The sequence below is a fragment of the Mycobacterium sp. genome, assembly GCF_036273375.1.
Classification (GTDB): domain Bacteria; phylum Actinomycetota; class Actinomycetes; order Mycobacteriales; family Mycobacteriaceae; genus Mycobacterium.
Window position 1 is genome coordinate 15,380 of record NZ_DASUHS010000087.1, and the last position, 17,310, is coordinate 32,689.

Consider the following 17,310-nt stretch of genomic DNA (forward strand, 5'->3'; position numbering starts at 1 on the left):
CTTTCACATCTCTTTATGCACCCGAATCCGGCCGCGTCCACCGCGCCGGAACCGCCGGTGACGGCGGCGGCGACATGCGCCACTGAGCTGGCAGTTTCGTTTCCCCCACGGGTGAGCGCACCGGATCCTTTTCGTCTCCTGGAAGCATCGTAATGGCCGCGCGGCCTCCCGTCCTGTCGAGCGCAAAGCGCCGTTGCCTACAGACGACATACATGAATGGCAGGCCACCGCCCAGCAAAGAATGCGCTAACTTGCGCCGGGTCCGAGTCGCCGGCCCGCGAATCCTGGCAGCAAGATGGCCGTATGACAGAACTCGCGCCGTCGCTGATCGAACTCGCCCGGAGATACGGCATCGCGACGGATTACGAGGACTGGACGGGCCGGCGGGTGCGGGTGTCCGAGGCCACGTTGAAGACCGTGTTGGATTCCCTCGGCGTCGCGGCCGACACCGAGCAGGAGCGCAACATCGCGCTGACCGCCAAGCTGCGGTCGCACTGGGCGCGCCGGCTGCCGGCGACCATCGTCGGGCGTACCGGCGAGCCGATCCGGTTCTGGGCGCATGTCCCCCACGGCGATCCCGCCGAGGTGTGGTTGCAGCTCGAGGACGGCACGGTGCGTACCGGCGTCGAACAGGTCGACAACTTCACCCCGCCATTCGACTTGGACGGCCGCTGGGTCGGCGAGGCCAGCTTTCTGCTGCCCACCGATCTGCCGCTGGGCTATCACCGGGTGCACCTGCGCTCCAGTGAATCCGAGACCAGCACAGCGCTGATCGTGACGCCGGACTGGCTCGGGCTACCGGAGCGGCTCGGCGCCCGGCGCGGGTGGGGCCTGGCCGCTCAGCTCTATAGCGTGCGGTCACGGCAGTCGTGGGGGGTCGGCGATCTGACCGATCTGACCGACCTGGCGGTGTGGTCGGCATCGCGCCACGGCGCCGACTATCTCTTGGTCAATCCTCTGCACGCGGCGGCCCCGACCAAGCCGATGGAGCCTTCGCCGTACCTGCCGACATCGCGGCGCTTCGTCAACCCGATTTATCTTCACGTCGAGGCGATACCCGAATTCGCCGACCTGACCAAGCGCAGCCGGGTCCGCCGGCTGCGCTCCGAGGTCCAGCAGCACGCCGCCCACGTCGACGCCATCGACCGCGACCGCTCATGGGCTGCGAAGCGGGCAGCGCTCAAGCTGCTGCACTCAGAACCGCGGTCGGCGGGAAGGGAGCTGTCCTACACCGCGTTCCGCGACCGGGAGGGCCGCGCGCTGGACGACTTCGCCGCCTGGTGCGCGCTGGCCGAGAAGCACGGCGCCGATTGGCATTGCTGGCCCGAGGCACTACAGCACCCGGACGCGTCCGGGGTCGCGGACTTCGTCAAAAAGCATTCGGACACAGTCGATTTCCACCGCTGGCTGCAGTGGCAACTCGACGAGCAGCTTGCCGCGGCGCAGTCACAGGCGATCCGGGCCGGCATGTCGTTGGGCATCATGGGAGACCTGGCCGTCGGCGTGCACCCCAATGGCGCCGACGCCTGGGCGCTGCAGGACGTGATGGCGCTGGGCGTGACCGCGGGCGCGCCACCGGACGAGTTCAACCAGCTCGGTCAGGACTGGTCCCAACCGCCCTGGCGCCCAGACCGGTTGGACGAGCACGAATATCGACCCTTTCGCGCGCTGATCCGTGCGGTGTTGCGGCATGCCGGTGGGGTGCGCATCGACCACATCATCGGGTTGTTCCGGCTCTGGTGGATCCCGCGGGGTAGCCCACCCACCGACGGCACCTACGTTCGGTACGACCACGAAGCCATGATCGGCATCGTCGCGCTGGAAGCGCACCGCGCCGGCGCGGTCGTCGTCGGCGAGGATCTCGGCACGGTCGAGCCGTGGGTACGTGACTACCTCTTGTTACGGGGGTTGCTGGGCACCTCGATCCTCTGGTTCGAATTGGACCGCGACGACCCAAGTGCCAGCGGAGTTCCGCTCCGTGCCGAGCGGTGGCGCGAGTACTGCCTATCCTCGGTCACCACCCACGATCTGCCTCCGACCGCCGGCTATCTGGCGGGTGATCATGTGCGACTGCGCGATTCGTTGGGTCTGCTGACCCGTCCCGTCGAAAGGGAGCTCGAGTCCGACCGGACCGAGCTGGCGGCGTGGATGGCCGAGCTGCGGCGGGTCGGGTTGCTCGAGGACGGCGAAGAAGAACCCGAGCAGATCGTGGTGGCCCTGTACCGCTATCTGGGCAGGACGCCGTCACGGCTGTTGGGCGTGGCGCTGACCGACGCCGTCGGTGACCGCCGGACCCAGAATCAGCCCGGCACCACCGACGAATACCCCAACTGGCGGGTGCCGCTGACCGGTCCCGACGGGCGCGCGGTGATGCTCGAGGACGTGTTCACCGATCGCCGCACCGCCACGCTCGCCGAAGCCGTGCGTGCCGCGATCGCGCCCGTCGCCGCGGAAAGCGCGGCCCGCTAGTCGTCCCGGCTCGGGCCTTGTTAGCTTCAAAAACCATGAAGGTCTCAGTCGTGGCCCCGGTCGGCGACGGTGTCACTGCGGACCCCGACTGGATGGTGGCCTTCGCGCGCCACCTCGAAGCGTGCGGGTTCGAATCGATCGTCGCTGTCGAGCACACCGTGTTGCTCACCCACTACGACAGCGTCTATCCCTACGACAATTCGGGACGCGTCGGCCTGGCGCCGGACTGCCCCATCCCGGACCCGCTTGACCTGCTCGCTTTTCTAGCCGCCCACACCAGCCGCCTGGGGCTGGCCACCGGCGTGTTGGTCCTGCCCAACCACCACCCGGTGGTGCTGGCCAAGCGGGCCGCCACCGTCGACGCCCTGTCGGGCGGCAGACTGCGCCTGTGTGTGGGTGTGGGTTGGCTGAAGGAGGAGCTGGCCGCCTGTGATGTGGACTTCGAGAGCCGGGGGCGGCGCGCGGACGAGCAGCTGGCTGTCCTGCGGGAGTTGTGGGCGCCGCGGCCCGATGGCGCGTGCTTCACTGGCGAGTTCTTCGACTTTGACAACATCATGTGCTACCCGAAACCCGTTGCGGCGGAGCGCCTGCCGATTCACATCGGCGGGCACAGTCGAGCCGCGGCGCGCCGCGCCGGGCGCCTTGGCGACGGCTTCCAGCCGTTGGGGGTGACGGGGTCCCGGCTCGCGGCGCTCATCGCGCTCATGCGTGACGAGGCATCGTCGGCGGACCGTGATCCGTCGGCGCTCGAGGTGTCATTGGGCCACGCGGTCACCAAGATCGATGCCGAGCGCGCGGCCGCCCTCGTCGATCAGGGCGCCGACCGTCTGGTGCTGGCCATGCCGCCGACCACCGATATCGAGCACGCGAAGGACCTGTTGTCGGCGTGTGCGCAACGGCTGTCCCTGAGCTCATGAGGCTTTCGGCCGAACAGCGGGCCGCGCTGAGCGATCTGGTGCACCGGTACGCCGCCTACGTCGATGACCGCGAATTCACAGCTGTTGCAGGGCTTTTCACTGTCGATGCCGAGCTGGTGGTGCCCGCACCACCGGCCGAGCTGCGGCCAATCCAGTCGCATCGCGGCCAGCAATCCATCACCACCGGGATCGCGGCCGTCGCCGCCGTCGCCCGCACCGAGCACGCGATCATCGGTGAGGTGTACGACGCGGCCGCGCAACCCGGCACCGCCCGCGGACGGATCGCGGCCGTCGCGCACCACTGGAGCGAGCGCGATGGTGAGCTGGTGGACGTGGCGTGGCACCTGCGCTACGACGACGAATATCTGCTGACCGACGCGGGCTGGCGGATCAGCCGCAGGGCATTGACGGTCAACGCCATCGAGACCCGCCCGGTTCGCCGGCTGCTGCCGCATGACCCCGCCTAGCGTGTTGGCAGTAAATTATGCGCACACTCACAGCAAAACTCATCGGTTCTTATCTGCGGCGCAAATCGCGGTTTTCCTTGGGTAAGTGCGGCTAACGCTGCCGAGAGCCCGCCGGATTTTGCGCGCTCTGCGCGCTCCCCGGCCATTCCTGCCCGCACGGGCGCCACGACCACAGCGTTGGTTCCCGACTGGCTCCAATTAATCCAGGTGCATTCGTGTAATTTCGGCCCCGTGACGAACACCGTTGATTCCGCGGGGACCGGTGGAGGGCGAGCAGCGCAGCATGGCTCGGTATCGACGCTGGCAGTGGGCACGCCGCTGACGTCCAATCCGGACTACCGCGACGAGATACACACCGCCGAAGACATTATCGATGTGGAGCACTACGGCGGCGGCTTCGATCTCACCCGGCGGGCCACCGCCCCGAAGCTGCGCATCGGCCGCGACCGCTGGTTCAACCTGCTGTGGCTGATCCCGATCGGCTTTGCCGTGCTGATCGCCGGGATCGCCGTTGGCAAAGGCCTGCACAACGTGGCGGCGGTGCAGTCGTTCATCCACCGCTACCCGGGGTCGGACAATGCCGGCATACCCCCCGGCCTGCCGGCGTGGATCGGCTGGACGCACTTCTTCAACCTCTTCATGATGATGTTCATCATCAGGACGGGGATCCAGATTCTCTGCGACCATCCCCGGCTGTACTTCAGCCGCAACGCCACCCCCGGTAAGGACGAGTGGCTGCGGGTGGGCCCACCGGTCCCGGACGACGATCTGTGGACCGCCAACGCCGATACCGTCGCCCTGCCACCGCAGCTGGGGTTGCCCGGCTTCCGGCACTCCATCGGGCTGGCCCGGTGGTGGCATCTGGGCGTTGACGTATTGTGGCTCGTCAACGGGGCGGTCTTTTACGTGCTGTTGTTCGCCACCGGTCAATGGCGCCACATCGTGCCGATGAGCTGGGACGTCTTCCCCAACGCGGCGTCGGTGGCCATTCAGTACCTGTCACTGGACTGGCCAACCGACAACGGCTGGGTCGCTTACAACGGACTGCAGCTGTTGTCCTACTTCACCACGGTCTTCATCGCCGCCCCGGCCGCGCTGATCACCGGCCTTGGGATGTCGCCGGCGCTGTCGCAGCGCGTGCACTGGCTGAGCAAACGCCTGAGCATTCAGCACGCGCGCTCGCTGCACTTCGTGGTGCTGGTGTACTTCCTCTTCTTCATCCTGGTGCACGTGACGATGGTTTTGACCACCGAGGCCCTGCGGAATCTCAACCACATGTTCGCCTCCCGGGACGACAACAGCTGGGTCGGTTTCGGCATCTTCGCCGCGGCCATGGTGCTGACCGCGATCGCGTGGGTGTGGGCCACTCCCTTCACCATCAAGCACCCCCGGGTGGTTCAGCGGGTCGGGTACGCCCTCGTTGGACCGTTCCAGCGGGTGCTCGAGCGGCTGGACCCCAAACCCGGCGCCTTCACGGAAAAGGACATCTCGCCGCACCACTGGCGCAACGGCCGCCTGCCGGAGACCGTCGAGTACAAGGAACTCGAGCGTGACGACTTCAAAGACTGGCGGCTGAAGGTCTATGGCCTGGTCGAGAACCCGATGGAGTTCTCACTCGAGGACTTGATGGCGTTGCCCTACCACGAGCAGATCAGCCAGCACTTCTGCATCCAGGCGTGGTCAGGCGTCGCCAAATGGGGTGGCGTGCAAATGCAAACCATCATGGACATCGTCAAACCGCTTCCCGAAGCGAAATGGGCGGTCTTCTATTCGATGGGTCTGGGCGCCACGGGCGGCATCTACTACAACGCCCATCACATCGGCCAGATGGATCACCACATGACGATGCTGGCTTACAACATGAACGACCAGCAGCTCCCCTACATGCACGGCAGACCGCTGCGGCTGCGCAACGAATTGCAGCACGGCTTCAAATTGGTGAAGTGGATCAAAGGCATTGAATTCGTCGCCGACTACCACGACATCGGCAGCGGTTATGGCGGTTACAGCGAAGACCACAAGTACTTCGGGCGCCACCAAACACTCTGAGCCGCAGCCGCGCGTCACCTCCGCCAAGTCGTTTGTCCGAACGGCCTTTTGGGTAGCTCCAACACATCGGCGAAACGGATGTGACAGCGGAGGAGACGCCCATGAGGCATGGTCCTGTCGACCACGATCGGACCGCTGACCGGTACACGCATGAATGGACAGCGGCGCGAACTCCCGGGCTGCTCGTGGTAGTGGTTGCCGCGCTGGCGTTCGCGGTCTGCGTGACCAATTTCGCCCTTGGCGAGGCCGGCGCAGGTGTTGTTTCCGCCATCATCTCCATGCTGGCGTTCGGGGCCGGCCTGTCCTGGCTTGCGATGGACGGCAGGCGAATTCGCGATGCCGAGCGGGAATGGGTGCTCCGCCGACCGGTTCGATAACGCGGCCTGCAGCGGCTATCGCAGGGCCGCGAGGTTGTTCACAGACTTCTGCACATCGGAGCGCAGAACCCGGGCGACCAATCCCCCGACCGGTCCGCTGAGTACGCCGCCACCGAGATCGGCGGTGAGGTGGAACGTTGATCCAGGGTGATCATCGGTGACGGTCATCGCCACCGTGAGGCGGATACCGCCGCGCCCGCGTCCCTGCAGCTCAATCGATTTGGGCTCGTCGTATCGGGTGACCTGCCAGTGGATGACATTGCGGAAGCCCTTGACCTTGACGCACGACGAGACACAGGTGCCCTTCTCAATGGTGTCGGGAACCGGCCCCCGCCAACCGGCGAAAATCGTCATCCACTCGTCGAACCGATCCAGGTCGGATGCCAGCTTCCAAGCCGCTTCCGGTTCTACCTGCGACGACACCGCGACATCTACGGTTGCCAATGTCTTCCTCCCTGGCGATCAGAAACGCCGTCACCCGGCGCACGGGAGACAAACGCACAACCATGGCGGGGTACCCCGACACCGCCGCGCGTATTCGTGGGGCTGCCCACTCAGGGCCAGACCTGTTCCAGCTGCTGGGACACGTCGATGATCTGCGCGGCCTGCGACTGGGGCGCGTCGATCTCGGTGGCGACATATTGCGCGATGAATCGCCTTATCTCACCGTCGACACCGGCCAGGATTCGCAGCACCTCGCCACGGATCGACTTGGACGAGACGTTGACGGTGATGTCGGAAGGCCGCGGTTTGGCGACGTCGACGATCAGCAACAACGGTTCGGCAGCTCGCGCGGTCGCGCGCAATTGAATGTCCCCGGAGACCATGAAACGCTGCTTGTCGAGCCATAGGTCGACCAGCAGGTCGATCGAGAGCGGAATGTGGATGACGAAGGTGATGCTGTCGCCCAGCCGGCGCGTGACCCGGGGCTCTTGAATTTTGACGTTGGCACTGACTTTGGCGATTCTGCCGGGCCCCTGAGCGATCGGCTCCATGGCGAACTCGCTGCCGGCGATGTCGGCCAGCGCGGCAGCGACCCGCTCCGGAGTGACAGCGACCTCGAAGAACCTGCGGCCAAACTCTTCGTAGGTGACATAATCGTGATTCGTCATAGGCTTATACCGTCTCATGTCGCCTGCCGGAACGGTCGCTGATCTGCTCGCGTCGCACGAATCCCGCGTCAGACCCCTCTTCGTTAAACCAGCAAATCCGATCGATGCCCGGGGCGATCCGCGTCGATCCCGCGAATTTGTGAAGCGCATCACAGACGCGGCGCTTCGATTCGATGTGTCGGGCGGTCGCCTGCGAGGCTTGATGTTGGAGGTGTTTTCAGTCTCATGGCCCAGGAAGTAACTGAACAGCGCACGGGCCTGGCCCACGTGTCGGGGGTGCTCATCTGGCTCGGTGGCGGACACCGGCGCGAGCTGGGTGAACGCCACGAACGGTCAACGCACGCTGTCGCCGGCGCGGTCGCGTTGTTGGGCGCGGTGCTGGCCTGGCTGGTCGCGATCCTGGCGATCAGCGGGTCGGCTCGCTGGCCGCTGCCGGCCGTCGCGCCGCTCACCCTCGTCTTCGGCCTACTGGTCGGCGCCGTCACCCGCGGCACCATCCCCGGGCCGAAACGGAGCCGCCCCGGTGTGATGGGCCGCGCCGCGGTGGCGGCGGCGGTGGGCGTGGTCGTCGGTGAACTCGCGGCACTGGTCATTCTTTCCAGCTCGATCGACCATCGTCTCGATGAGCGAGCGTTGCGCAACGCCGAATCGGTCCCCGCAGTCGCGCAGGCATCGGCGTCCCTGCAGCAATCCAGGGCTGCGCGCTCCGCGCTCGACGGCGCGGTCGCGCAGGCCCGTGACCGCCAGGACAAGGCCTTGGTCGTCGCCCGCTGCGAATACCATCCCACGCCCGGCTGCCCGCAGACCCGGATCACCGGTGATCCCGGTGCCGGGCCGGAAACACGCACGGCCAACGAGCTTCTCGCCGATGCGCAGCATGAATTGGACACCGCGCTGGCGACGCGGGACAGCCGCGCACCAGACCTGGACGCCAGGATTTCACGAGAAGAGCTAGCGCTGCGCGACGCCCGGGACGGTGTCGTGGCTGATGCAGGCCGCGGCGTGGGCGCACGTTGGGTCGCGATGAACGAGTTCACTTCCGCCGATGCCGGGGCAATGACCCTGCGGCTGGTGACGATCGCTCTGTGCGTGCTGCTCTACCTGACGCCCCTGATCCTGGGTTTGTGGCGCGGTGAGACAACCCACGATCGCCGTGCCACCTCCCGCGTCGAGCGCGAACGCGCCGAACTCGACGCGGACACCGCCATCGCCGTCAAGCGCGCCGAGGTGCGCCGCGAGGCCGAAATCCTCTGGGCCGAGCACCAACTGACGCAGGCGCGGTTTGCCATTGAGGCGCAGACCGAGATCGACCGCGAGCAACAACGCCGCCGGGTTTCCGAAGCTCTGGACACTGCGGTGCACGCGCCGTCGCAGCGGGCCTTCGAGCCGCGCGACGACGACGTGTATCTGCCGATCGCCGCCGAAGCCGAGGCGGCCAGCCGGGCGATCACCCAACTGCCTGCCCCGGAACCGGCCGCCGGCTTGGGCATTGCCCAGGCCTCCGACGTTCCGGAGAACCTGCCCGCTCCCCTGTCGCCGGCCGGCGAGGTCGAAGCTCACGACGAACGGGATGCCCCCTTGATCCCGTCGATCCCGGACGCCACCAAGGCCGCGGCCCGCTGGATTCGCCCGCTGGTGCCGCCGTTCGTGGCGAAGGTGATCGACACCACCACTGCGCCACTGCGCACCGCCCGCCAGGTGTTCGAAGGCGTCCTCGAAGAAACCGAAGAGATCACGTTCACGCTCAAGCGCACCCGCAAGGTGGCGGTCAATTCCGAGGCCTCAGAAACCCAGTTGTCTGGACGCCCCGCGAGCGCCGAAACCAGCTCGCCAAGCACGGACTTCGTCACCTCATCGCGGCAACAACCCGACCGCCGTGCACGCCGACAGGTTGCGGGTCGCGATTCCCACCCGCCCTTGCGGCGGTCCGGAGATGATGCGGGCCGGTTGTCCGTGGAATCGGCGGGCGGCGGCGGTCGGCGTGCGCTGACGAAGCGCGACGGGCCGCCCGAATTGGGTCCGCCCGACGGCCCGCGCCAGCTGCCGCCGCCGAAATAGCCTGCCGTTATTCGAAATCGAAGACTTCGGAGAGTTTCGGCAGAATGCCCGCCAGGTGGTCATGCCGGTGCGGTCCGACAGGCGGTTGCCGCCGTCGTCGGCAACCGCAGCCCGAAAGCGCTACCGTCCGAACGCGCTTTCGGGTTGATGTTGTAGACGATGTCGTTGGAGTTGGAGTTGGAGGCGGCCGGGTTACCCCTCGAAAGCTCGGCCGCCCCAACGTCTTGGCGCGCCCTCAGCAGGTCAGAGCGGCGGATTGGAACAGCGGACCCCACTCGCGGCGGGCGGCAGACTGCGCGTCGACGAAGCTGGGAGTCTTCTCGCCGTCACCCGCCAAGTGGACCAGTGCCCATGCCATGGCGAATACCGGTACCTTGTGCCGTATCGCCGCGTTGTGCAATTCGTCCAAAGCGGCGTCGGAAGGACACCGGCGAAGGCCGATGAGAATTCCCCGCGCGGTGTCAAGAATGCGACCGGAGTTCGGGCCATATGAAGTTTGGGCGGGGACCCAGTTCGTCGTCATGCTGTGTGATACCTCCTGCTGCGCCCTTGCGAAACCGCTACCCGAACAGCGGCAGGAATCCGTGCGTTACGCTTCGTCGCGGTCGCAGTCCCCAAAAGGCGCCCTGTGCAATGATTTGCGGATCCGCCGCGTTGTGCCAGTCCACCATTGACATTGATACACGGCCGTGACCGTTTTGGAATCGGCTGCTCATCAAGAAAATTCGCGACACGTGGTATCGAAAAGGGCTGTGAAACAGCGCAATTAATTGCTGACCGTGTTCACCGGGCGCCCTAGAGAATGGCCTTGGCCGCCTTCGCCTTTGCGATGTCGTCCCAGTCGATGTCGAGTTCCAGCAGGATCTCTTCGGTGTGTTGGCCGTGTTCCGGGGCGCGCGCGGGGGTCGGTGGAGTCTCGTTGAATTGCACTGGCGCGGCGACGATTCGGTATTTTTCGCCGTGGTCGTCGACGTTGGTGACCACGTATCCGTTTGGTTCGACTTGCGGGTCGTTGAGGGTTTCCCGTGGCGTCGCCAGCGCACCCCACACGCCCGGCTCGTCCTCGAGCACCGCCTGCCAATGTGCGAGGTCGTGACGTGCGAAAGTATTCGCCAGCAGCGCGGTCGCCGCTGCAGCATTGGCGATCAAGTTGCCGGACGGGACGAATCGCTCATCGTCGGCCAGTTCCGCCAGGCCCATGCGCTGGCAGAAGCCCACCCAGAATTTGTCGGGCTGTAAGAACACCAGCTGGATCCACCTGCCGTCTTTGGTCTTGTACCGGTTGACGAGCGGATTGATGGCCAGGCCCGGCGGTGCGCCCGGGATCCCATCGATATCGAAGAAGTCGGCGGCCGAGATCGACGGCGCTATCGACCACATCGCCTGCGCCAGCAGCGAAGAGTCGACGATGGTCGGTTCGCCGGTGCGTTCGCGGTGAAATAGCGCGGCGCATACGCCGCCGGCCAGCGTTGCCCCACCCTGCAGGTCACCGAAGCCGGGCCCCTGGACCGCGGGCGTCTCGCTGCCGAACGGCGTGAGGGTGTAGGCGACCCCCCCGCGCGCCAGATACGTCGCGGCATCGAATCCGCCGCGATCGCGATCGGGACCGCGGACCCCCAGGCCGGTACCGCGCGCGATGATGATCTTCGGGTTGAACGAGCGGATGTCCTCGACGGTCAATCGGGCCCGTTCGAGTGCGCGGGGCAGCCAATTGGTCAAGAACACATCCGCGCTGGCCAACAGCCGGCCGAACAGCTCGCGACCCGTTTCCGACTTGATGTCGATGGCGATGCTGCGCTTGCCGCGATTGCCCAGCTCGAGAATGAAGTCGGCATCCGGGCGAGCCGCTTGCCGGGTGAACCCACCGACGACCAGCGCGCGCCCGGGATCGCCCGTGGCGACGCCTTCCACCTTGATGACGTCGGCACCCCAGTCCGACAGGGCGGCACCGGCAGAGGGCACGTAGGTCCACGACGCCAATTCGACAACCCGCACACCTTGAAGCACTCCGCCGTGCACGCCAGACATCGCCAACCCCCTCGCCGCGAGCATTCCTTGCTATTTTAGATATTCTAGCTAGTCTTGGGCGTAGTGATAGCCCATCTGCAGGTCAGCGCAGTTTTTCGTGGAAGAGATGCGATGGAGCCGATCGAAGGTCTCATTTCGACGCCCGCCGCGATGACCGCGTGCCGTAATCCGGCGCGGACGGGCGAGGATTCGATTCAGTTCCGCTGCAACATCAGTCGCCGCAGCGAATGGCGTTGGGCCCCAATGCGGGTCGTGATGTAGACACACGAACGAAGGACGGGCGATGGGCAGGGTAACGGGCAAGGTGGCCGTGATCAGTGGCGCCGCGCGGGGTCAGGGCCGTTCGCATGCGCGAATGCTGGCCGCCGAAGGGGCGGACATCATTGCCGTAGACCTCTGCACAGACATCGACACCAATGAGTACCCCCTGGCCCGCCCCGAGGACCTGGACGAAACGGCGCGGCTGGTGGAAAAGGAGGGACAGCGCGCGTACACCGCGATCGCCGACGTTCGCGACCGCGTCGCCCTGTCCGCGGCCATCGACGAGGGCGTCGCCGAATTCGGCCACCTCGACGTCGTGGTGGCCAACGCCGGCATCTGCCCACTGACCGCGGGCCTGCCACCGAAGGCTTTCGCCGACGCGGTCGACGTTGACCTGGTCGGCGTGCTCAACCTGGTCCATGCCAGCCTGAAACACCTGGAGGCCGGCGCGTCGATCGTGGTGATCGGTTCCAACGCCGCATTCATGTCGTCGATGAACACCACCGGCATCGACGGCGGCCCCGGCGGAGCCGGCTATGCCTTCGCGAAACTGGCTGCCGCGCACTACGTCAACGACTTCGCCTTAGCGCTGGCCCCGTTCTCCATCCGGATGAACGCGGTGCATCCGACGAACGTCAACACCGACATGTTGCACAGCCCGCCGATGTACCGGGCCTTCCGGCCCGACCTCAAGGAGCCGACTCGCGAGGACGCCGAACCCATCTTCCCGTTCGTCCAGGCGATGCCGATCCCCTACGTCGAGCCCGAGGACATCAGCGAGGCGGTGCTGTTCCTCGCATCCGACGCGGCCCGCTATATCACCGGCCAGCAACTGCGCGTGGACGGCGGCGGTTTCCTCAAGGTCAAGCCATGGTCGGGCGCGTGACGGCAGTGACACCAATCGGGTTGAACCACAACGGGACTACGCGATGACCGACGACCGCTCCATGCAACAGCGCCTGTACGCGCTCATGGTGCTGATGAAGGCGGCCGACGACCGGCTGTCCAAGGGGATCGGCACCGGGGAGTTCATGTGCGTGTACTGGCCGTCGCGCGGTCAGGAGGCGATCGCCGCCGCGATGGGTGTCGTGCTGCGCCCCGACGATCAGCTGGTGACCACCTACCGCGGATTGCACGACCTCATCGGCAAGGGAGTGCCGCTCGAGGAGATCTACGGCGAGATGATGGGCCGGACGGTCGGCGCGAGCCGCGGCAAGGGCGGCACCATGCACATCGCCAAACCCGAGGCCGGCGTGATGCTTTCGACCGGCATCGTCGGGGCCGGGCCACCGGTGGCCGTGGGGTTGGCGATGGCCGCCAAGCGCAAAGGGCTCGATCGCGTCACCGTGGTCAGCTTCGGTGACGGTGCCACCAACACCGGCTCCTTCCACGAGGCGGCCAACATGGCCGCGCTCTGGGACCTGCCCATGGTGTTCGTCTGCCAGAACAACCTGTACGCCGAGATGACCCCGACCGGCGACACCATGAAGCTCGAGCGGGTGGCCGACCGGGCCGCCGGCTACGGGATGCCGGGCGTTCGCGTCGACGGCAACGACCCGCTGGCGGTGAAAGCCGCGCTCGATGCCGCGCTGCAGCGTGCCCGCGGCGGTGCCGGCCCCACCTTCATCGAGTGCGTGACCTTCCGCTTCCGCGGCCACTATTTCGGCGACCGGATGCCCTACATACCCGCCGAACAACTCGAAGCGGCGATGGCTGCCGACCCGGTGCCCCGCTTCCGCGAGCATCTTGCCGACGCCGGCATCTGCGGCGAAGACGAACTCGCCCGCATCGACGACGATGCTCTCGCAACGGTGGAATCCGCGCTGCAGACCGTGATGAACGCGGATTCCCCGGCGGTCGACGAACTCGACCGGGACGTGTACGCAACTCCGATCAAATTCCCGGTGTAAAGGCATGGACGACAAAGAGATGACGATGCGCGAGGCACTGAATCTCGCGCTGGATCAGGCGCTCGCGGCCGACGAGCGGGTGTTTCTGCTCGGCGAAGACATCGCCGACCCCGGTGCATCCGGTCCGACCGCGGGGCTGTCGACTAAGTACGGGCACGAACGCGTCCTCGACACCCCGATCTCGGAGGCCGCGATCCTGGGCGCGGCTATCGGCGCCGCCATCGATGGGCTGTTGCCCGTAGCCGAGATCATGATCATGGATTTCATCGGCATCGCCGCCGACCAGCTGATCAACAACGCCGCCAAACTCCGGTTCATGACGGCTGGGCGCACGTCGGCGCCGATCACCGTCCGCACCCAGGTGTACGCCGGGCTGGCCACCGGTGCGACGCATTCGCAGAGCCTGGAGGCGTGGTTCATGCACATCCCCGGGATGAAGGTGATCGTGCCGTCCACGCCGCGCGACGGGAAAGGACTGCTGACGTCGGCGATCTTCGATCCCGATCCCTGCCTGTTCGTCGAAACCATCCGGTTGCAGAGCAGGAAGGGGCCCGTCCCCGTCGATCCCGGCTTCTCGATTCCGCTGGGGCAGGCCGACATCAAACGGCCAGGCACCGATGTGAGCGTGATCGGCTACGGACGCTGCGTGCACGACGCGCTCGCCGCCGCAGCGACGCTGGCCGAGCGGGGCGTCAGCGCCGAGGTCATCGACCTGCGCACGCTGGTGCCACTGGACGTCGAGACCATCGTCGAATCCGTCCGGCGCACTCGCCGAGCCGTCATCGTGCACGACGCGGTCCAATTCGCGGGTCCAGGAGCCGAAGTCGCCGCGATCCTGTCCACCGAGTTGTTCGGTGAACTTGCCGCGCCCATTGAGCGGGTCGCCGCGCGGTTCGTGCCCAACCCGGCCGCGGCGACGCTCGAAGCACAGGTGTATCCGTCGCCGGCGCGCATCGTGGAAGCGGCGCAGCGCACGTGCAAAAAGGCGAATGCGCATGGCTGACTTCATCATTCGCATTCCCCGGGTGTCGGTGGCGGTCGCCGAAGCCGAACTCACCGGGCTGCTCGTCGGCGCCGGTGAGCACGTCGAGGCGGGGACGCCGATCTACGTGATCGCGACTGAGAAGGTGGAACAGGAAATCGAAGCGGGAGCGTCCGGCACCGTGAGCTGGACCGGCCAGGTCGGGACCACCTACGACATCGGCGCCGAAATCGGCGTCATCACGTCATAACCAAGAAAGGTAAGTTCCATGGATCTCAACGAGACCCGCGAGAGAATCGTCTACGAAAAAGAGGGCCCGATCGCCCGCGTCACGTTGAACTGGCCGGAGAAGGCCAACGCCCAGGACCAGAAGCTGGCCGAGGAGGTCGACGCCGCGCTGCTGGACGCCGACCGCGACTACGACATCAAAGTGCTGATCATGAAGGCCAACGGCAAGGGCTTCTGCTCGGGACACGCCATCGGCAACAACGCTGTCGACTACCCGTCGTTCGTCGAGGCCGCCAAGGTGATGGGCACGCCGTGGAAGCCGCAGACCGACCTCTTCGTCAAGCCGATCCTGAACCTCTGGGAATTCTCCAAGCCGACCATCGCGCAGGTGCACGGCTACTGCGTGGGCGGCGGCACCCACTACGGGCTGACGACCGATATCGTCATCGCATCGGAGGACGCGTACTTCTCCTACCCACCCCTGCAGGGTTTCGGCATGCCATCGGGCGAATGCTCCATCGAGCCTTGGGTGTTCATGAACTGGCGGCGCGCCGCGTATTACCTGTACCTTGCCGAGGTGATCGACGCCAAGAAGGCGCTCGACGTCGGCCTCGTCAACGAGGTCGTCCCGCGCGACCAACTCGACGACCGGGTCGAGGCCATCGCCCGGCACATCGCCCAGGCACCGATGACGACCCTGCTGGCCACCAAGGCCAACCTGAAGCGAGCCTGGGAACTGATGGGCATGCGGGTGCACTGGCAGAGCTCCAACGATCTCGTCGCGCTCGCCTCGATCAGCAAGGATGTGCAAGAGCTGATTCAGACGGTGTTCAAGGACAAGGTGCTGCCCTCCGAGCAGGCCCGCCGCCAGGCCGCGGCCGCCGCCCAGACCGACGGCGCCGCAACAACTTAGGACCGCTGGTGAACATCGCCGATCACGCGATCACAGCCGCACAGTCGCCGGCCCTGGTCACCGACGGCGGCACGATCTCGTTCGGCGAACTGTATGCCCGTAGCCAGCGGGTGGCTGCCGTATTGCACGACGCGGGGTTGCGCCGCGGCGACGGTGTGGCGCTGGTCCTGCCGAACCGACCGGAGTTCTTCGAAATCACCTGGGGAGCCCAGCTTTCCGGGCTCTACTATACCGCGGTCAACACCCACTTCATCCCCGACGAGGCCAGCTACGTCATCGACGACTCGGACGCCAAGGCCGTCTTCATCGATGCCTCGATGCCCGAACTGCCCGCACACGTCCGCGATGCCAACGCCGCCGTGGTCGCCCATCTCTCGCTCGGCGGCCCCTTGCCGGGCTGGCGATCCTATGAAGACGCATTGGCCGCGGCGGGCGACGCCCCACCGGTATCGGACGGATCGGAGATGCTCTATTCGTCCGGCACCACCGGACGGCCCAAGGCGGTGCGCCGACCGCTTCCCGTCGACGGCAACGGTTCCTGGGCGCAGTCGGTGCTCGAGATGGCGCTGATTCACAAATATGGCATGAGCCCCTCGAGTGTGTACCTGTCCCCCGCGCCGCTGTATCACGCGGCGGGGGTGAACTACACCATGGCGGCCAACCGGGTGGGCGCCGCGTCGATCCTCATGCGCAAGTTCGACGCCGAGGCGGTGTTGCGTCTGATCGAGACCCACCGGGTGACCCACGCGCAGTTCGTACCGACGATGTTCGTGCGCATGCTCAAGTTGCCCGCGGCGGTCCGGGAAAGCTATGACGTGTCCAGCTTGCGGTGCGTCATTCACGCGGCCGCACCGTGCCCGGTCGACGTCAAGCACCGGATGATGGAGTGGTTCGGACCCATCATTCACGAATACTACGGCGGCACCGAGGGATTCGCGGGGACCACGATCGGGCCGCGGGATTGGCTGGCGCATCCCGGTTCGGTGGGGATTCCGATGGCCCCGGTGCACGTGCTCGGCGAAGACGGGCGGGAACTTCCCGTCGGCGAATCCGGCGAGCTCTACTTCGAAGGTGGGCCCGACTTCGAATACTTCAAGGACCCCGCCAAGACCGCATCGGTATACAACGACCGCGGGTGGCGATCGCTCGGCGACATGGGCTATGTCGACTCCGACGGGTTCCTGTATCTCACCGACCGGTCGACGTTCATGATCGTCTCCGGCGGGGTCAACATCTACCCGCAAGAGGTGGAGAATCTGCTCGTGATGCATCCGAAGCTGGTCGACGCCGCGGTGTTCGGTATTCCCAACGACGAATTCGGCGAAGAGGTCAAGGCCGTCGTGCAGCCGGCTGACGGCGTGGTGCCCGGACTCGAGCTCGAGGCCGAACTCATTGAATACTGCCGGGCTCACCTGGCCGGTTACAAATGCCCGCGCACCGTCGAATTCGACTCCCTGCCGCGCGACCCGAACGGAAAGCTGTACAAGAGACGTATCCGCGACCGCTACTGGCAGGGGCGAGTATCGCGGATCTTGTGAT

At 66.1% G+C, this 17,310-nt stretch carries 16 protein-coding genes; 12 read left to right on the forward strand and 4 right to left on the reverse strand.

Annotation, left to right across the window (positions count from 1 at the left end; translation table 11 throughout):
* Nucleotides 1-303: 303 nt before the first annotated feature.
* The 5 genes from malQ to VFW69_RS07555 all read left to right on the forward strand — a co-directional run bounded on the left by malQ (nt 304) and on the right by VFW69_RS07555 (nt 6,279).
* A complete protein-coding gene (gene malQ, locus VFW69_RS07535; protein WP_526499740.1) occupies nt 304-2,469 on the forward strand; it encodes a 4-alpha-glucanotransferase in 2,166 nt (721 codons plus the stop codon).
* A gap of 35 nt (nt 2,470-2,504) precedes the next feature.
* Nucleotides 2,505-3,386, forward strand: a complete 882-nt coding sequence (locus VFW69_RS07540) for an LLM class F420-dependent oxidoreductase (protein WP_526499742.1) — start codon at nt 2,505-2,507, stop codon at nt 3,384-3,386.
* Nucleotides 3,383-3,853, forward strand: a complete 471-nt coding sequence (locus VFW69_RS07545) for a nuclear transport factor 2 family protein (protein WP_526499744.1) — start codon at nt 3,383-3,385, stop codon at nt 3,851-3,853. Before VFW69_RS07540 ends, VFW69_RS07545 begins: the two co-directional genes overlap by 4 nt.
* Before the next feature lie 306 nt (nt 3,854-4,159).
* Complete coding sequence (locus VFW69_RS07550) at nt 4,160-5,902, forward strand: molybdopterin-dependent oxidoreductase (RefSeq protein WP_526499816.1); 1,743 nt, start codon at nt 4,160-4,162, stop codon at nt 5,900-5,902.
* Between the two features lie 101 nt (nt 5,903-6,003).
* On the forward strand, nt 6,004-6,279 hold the full coding sequence (locus tag VFW69_RS07555; protein WP_526499746.1) for a LapA family protein: 276 nt from the start codon (nt 6,004-6,006) through the stop codon (nt 6,277-6,279).
* Nucleotides 6,280-6,294: 15 nt separating this feature from the next.
* Here the strand turns inward: VFW69_RS07555 and VFW69_RS07560 are convergent, their stop codons facing one another.
* Together VFW69_RS07560 and VFW69_RS07565 are read right to left on the reverse strand one after the other, a co-directional pair.
* Complete coding sequence (locus tag VFW69_RS07560; protein WP_526499748.1) at nt 6,295-6,723, reverse strand: type II toxin-antitoxin system Rv0910 family toxin; 429 nt, start codon at nt 6,721-6,723, stop codon at nt 6,295-6,297.
* Nucleotides 6,724-6,833: 110 nt separating this feature from the next.
* Nucleotides 6,834-7,391, reverse strand: a complete 558-nt coding sequence (locus VFW69_RS07565; RefSeq protein ID WP_526499750.1) for a hypothetical protein — start codon at nt 7,389-7,391, stop codon at nt 6,834-6,836.
* A 225-nt stretch (nt 7,392-7,616) separates the two neighbouring features.
* Between VFW69_RS07565 and VFW69_RS07570 the strand changes: the two genes are divergently transcribed.
* Nucleotides 7,617-9,449 carry a DUF4407 domain-containing protein gene (locus VFW69_RS07570; protein WP_526499752.1) on the forward strand — a complete coding sequence of 611 codons (1,833 nt, stop codon included), beginning with the start codon at nt 7,617-7,619 and terminating at the stop codon, nt 9,447-9,449.
* Nucleotides 9,450-9,684: 235 nt separating this feature from the next.
* On the opposite strand, the gene VFW69_RS07575 is transcribed toward VFW69_RS07570, so the two are convergent.
* Together VFW69_RS07575 and VFW69_RS07580 are read right to left on the reverse strand one after the other, a co-directional pair.
* Nucleotides 9,685-9,972 (reverse strand): ANTAR domain-containing protein, encoded by a 288-nt coding sequence (locus VFW69_RS07575; RefSeq protein ID WP_526499754.1) that lies wholly within the window; start codon nt 9,970-9,972, stop codon nt 9,685-9,687.
* A gap of 272 nt (nt 9,973-10,244) precedes the next feature.
* The gene (locus tag VFW69_RS07580) at nt 10,245-11,501 is read right to left on the reverse strand and encodes a CaiB/BaiF CoA transferase family protein (RefSeq protein WP_526499756.1); all 1,257 of its coding nucleotides are present in this window, start codon (nt 11,499-11,501) and stop codon (nt 10,245-10,247) included.
* 259 nt (nt 11,502-11,760) lie between these two features.
* Here VFW69_RS07580 and VFW69_RS07585 point away from each other — a divergent pair, with 259 nt between their 5' ends.
* The 6 genes from VFW69_RS07585 to VFW69_RS07610 are packed head-to-tail and all read left to right on the forward strand — an operon-like array spanning nt 11,761 to nt 17,309.
* Nucleotides 11,761-12,624 carry a mycofactocin-coupled SDR family oxidoreductase gene (locus VFW69_RS07585; RefSeq protein ID WP_067123252.1) on the forward strand — a complete coding sequence of 288 codons (864 nt, stop codon included), beginning with the start codon at nt 11,761-11,763 and terminating at the stop codon, nt 12,622-12,624.
* A 43-nt stretch (nt 12,625-12,667) separates the two neighbouring features.
* Nucleotides 12,668-13,648, forward strand: a complete 981-nt coding sequence (locus VFW69_RS07590; protein WP_526499759.1) for a thiamine pyrophosphate-dependent dehydrogenase E1 component subunit alpha — start codon at nt 12,668-12,670, stop codon at nt 13,646-13,648.
* A gap of 4 nt (nt 13,649-13,652) precedes the next feature.
* On the forward strand, nt 13,653-14,651 hold the full coding sequence (locus VFW69_RS07595; RefSeq protein WP_526499761.1) for an alpha-ketoacid dehydrogenase subunit beta: 999 nt from the start codon (nt 13,653-13,655) through the stop codon (nt 14,649-14,651).
* Nucleotides 14,644-14,880: a biotin/lipoyl-containing protein gene (locus tag VFW69_RS07600; RefSeq protein ID WP_526499763.1), complete on the forward strand. Its 237-nt coding sequence runs from the start codon at nt 14,644-14,646 to the stop codon at nt 14,878-14,880. The genes VFW69_RS07595 and VFW69_RS07600 overlap by 8 nt, the downstream gene beginning before the upstream one ends.
* 18 nt (nt 14,881-14,898) lie before the next feature.
* Nucleotides 14,899-15,771, forward strand: a complete 873-nt coding sequence (locus VFW69_RS07605) for an enoyl-CoA hydratase/isomerase family protein (protein WP_526499765.1) — start codon at nt 14,899-14,901, stop codon at nt 15,769-15,771.
* 8 nt (nt 15,772-15,779) lie between these two features.
* A complete protein-coding gene (locus VFW69_RS07610; RefSeq protein ID WP_526499767.1) occupies nt 15,780-17,309 on the forward strand; it encodes an AMP-binding protein in 1,530 nt (509 codons plus the stop codon).
* Nucleotide 17,310 lies beyond the last annotated feature (1 nt).

Bases quoted from the DNA above. Each gene is read 5' to 3' on its own strand.
- malQ (WP_526499740.1), top strand. From the start codon at position 304: ATGACAGAACTCGCGCCGTCGCTGATCGAACTCGCCCGGAGATACGGC.
- VFW69_RS07540 (WP_526499742.1), top strand. From the start codon at position 2,505: ATGAAGGTCTCAGTCGTGGCCCCGGTCGGCGACGGTGTCACTGCGGAC.
- VFW69_RS07545 (WP_526499744.1), top strand. From the start codon at position 3,383: ATGAGGCTTTCGGCCGAACAGCGGGCCGCGCTGAGCGATCTGGTGCAC.
- VFW69_RS07555 (WP_526499746.1), top strand. From the start codon at position 6,004: ATGAGGCATGGTCCTGTCGACCACGATCGGACCGCTGACCGGTACACG.
- VFW69_RS07565 (WP_526499750.1), bottom strand. From the start codon at position 7,391: ATGACGAATCACGATTATGTCACCTACGAAGAGTTTGGCCGCAGGTTC.
- VFW69_RS07570 (WP_526499752.1), top strand. From the start codon at position 7,617: ATGGCCCAGGAAGTAACTGAACAGCGCACGGGCCTGGCCCACGTGTCG.
- VFW69_RS07575 (WP_526499754.1), bottom strand. From the start codon at position 9,972: ATGACGACGAACTGGGTCCCCGCCCAAACTTCATATGGCCCGAACTCC.
- VFW69_RS07580 (WP_526499756.1), bottom strand. From the start codon at position 11,501: ATGCTCGCGGCGAGGGGGTTGGCGATGTCTGGCGTGCACGGCGGAGTG.
- VFW69_RS07585 (WP_067123252.1), top strand. From the start codon at position 11,761: ATGGGCAGGGTAACGGGCAAGGTGGCCGTGATCAGTGGCGCCGCGCGG.
- VFW69_RS07590 (WP_526499759.1), top strand. From the start codon at position 12,668: ATGACCGACGACCGCTCCATGCAACAGCGCCTGTACGCGCTCATGGTG.
- VFW69_RS07595 (WP_526499761.1), top strand. From the start codon at position 13,653: ATGGACGACAAAGAGATGACGATGCGCGAGGCACTGAATCTCGCGCTG.
- VFW69_RS07600 (WP_526499763.1), top strand. From the start codon at position 14,644: ATGGCTGACTTCATCATTCGCATTCCCCGGGTGTCGGTGGCGGTCGCC.
- VFW69_RS07605 (WP_526499765.1), top strand. From the start codon at position 14,899: ATGGATCTCAACGAGACCCGCGAGAGAATCGTCTACGAAAAAGAGGGC.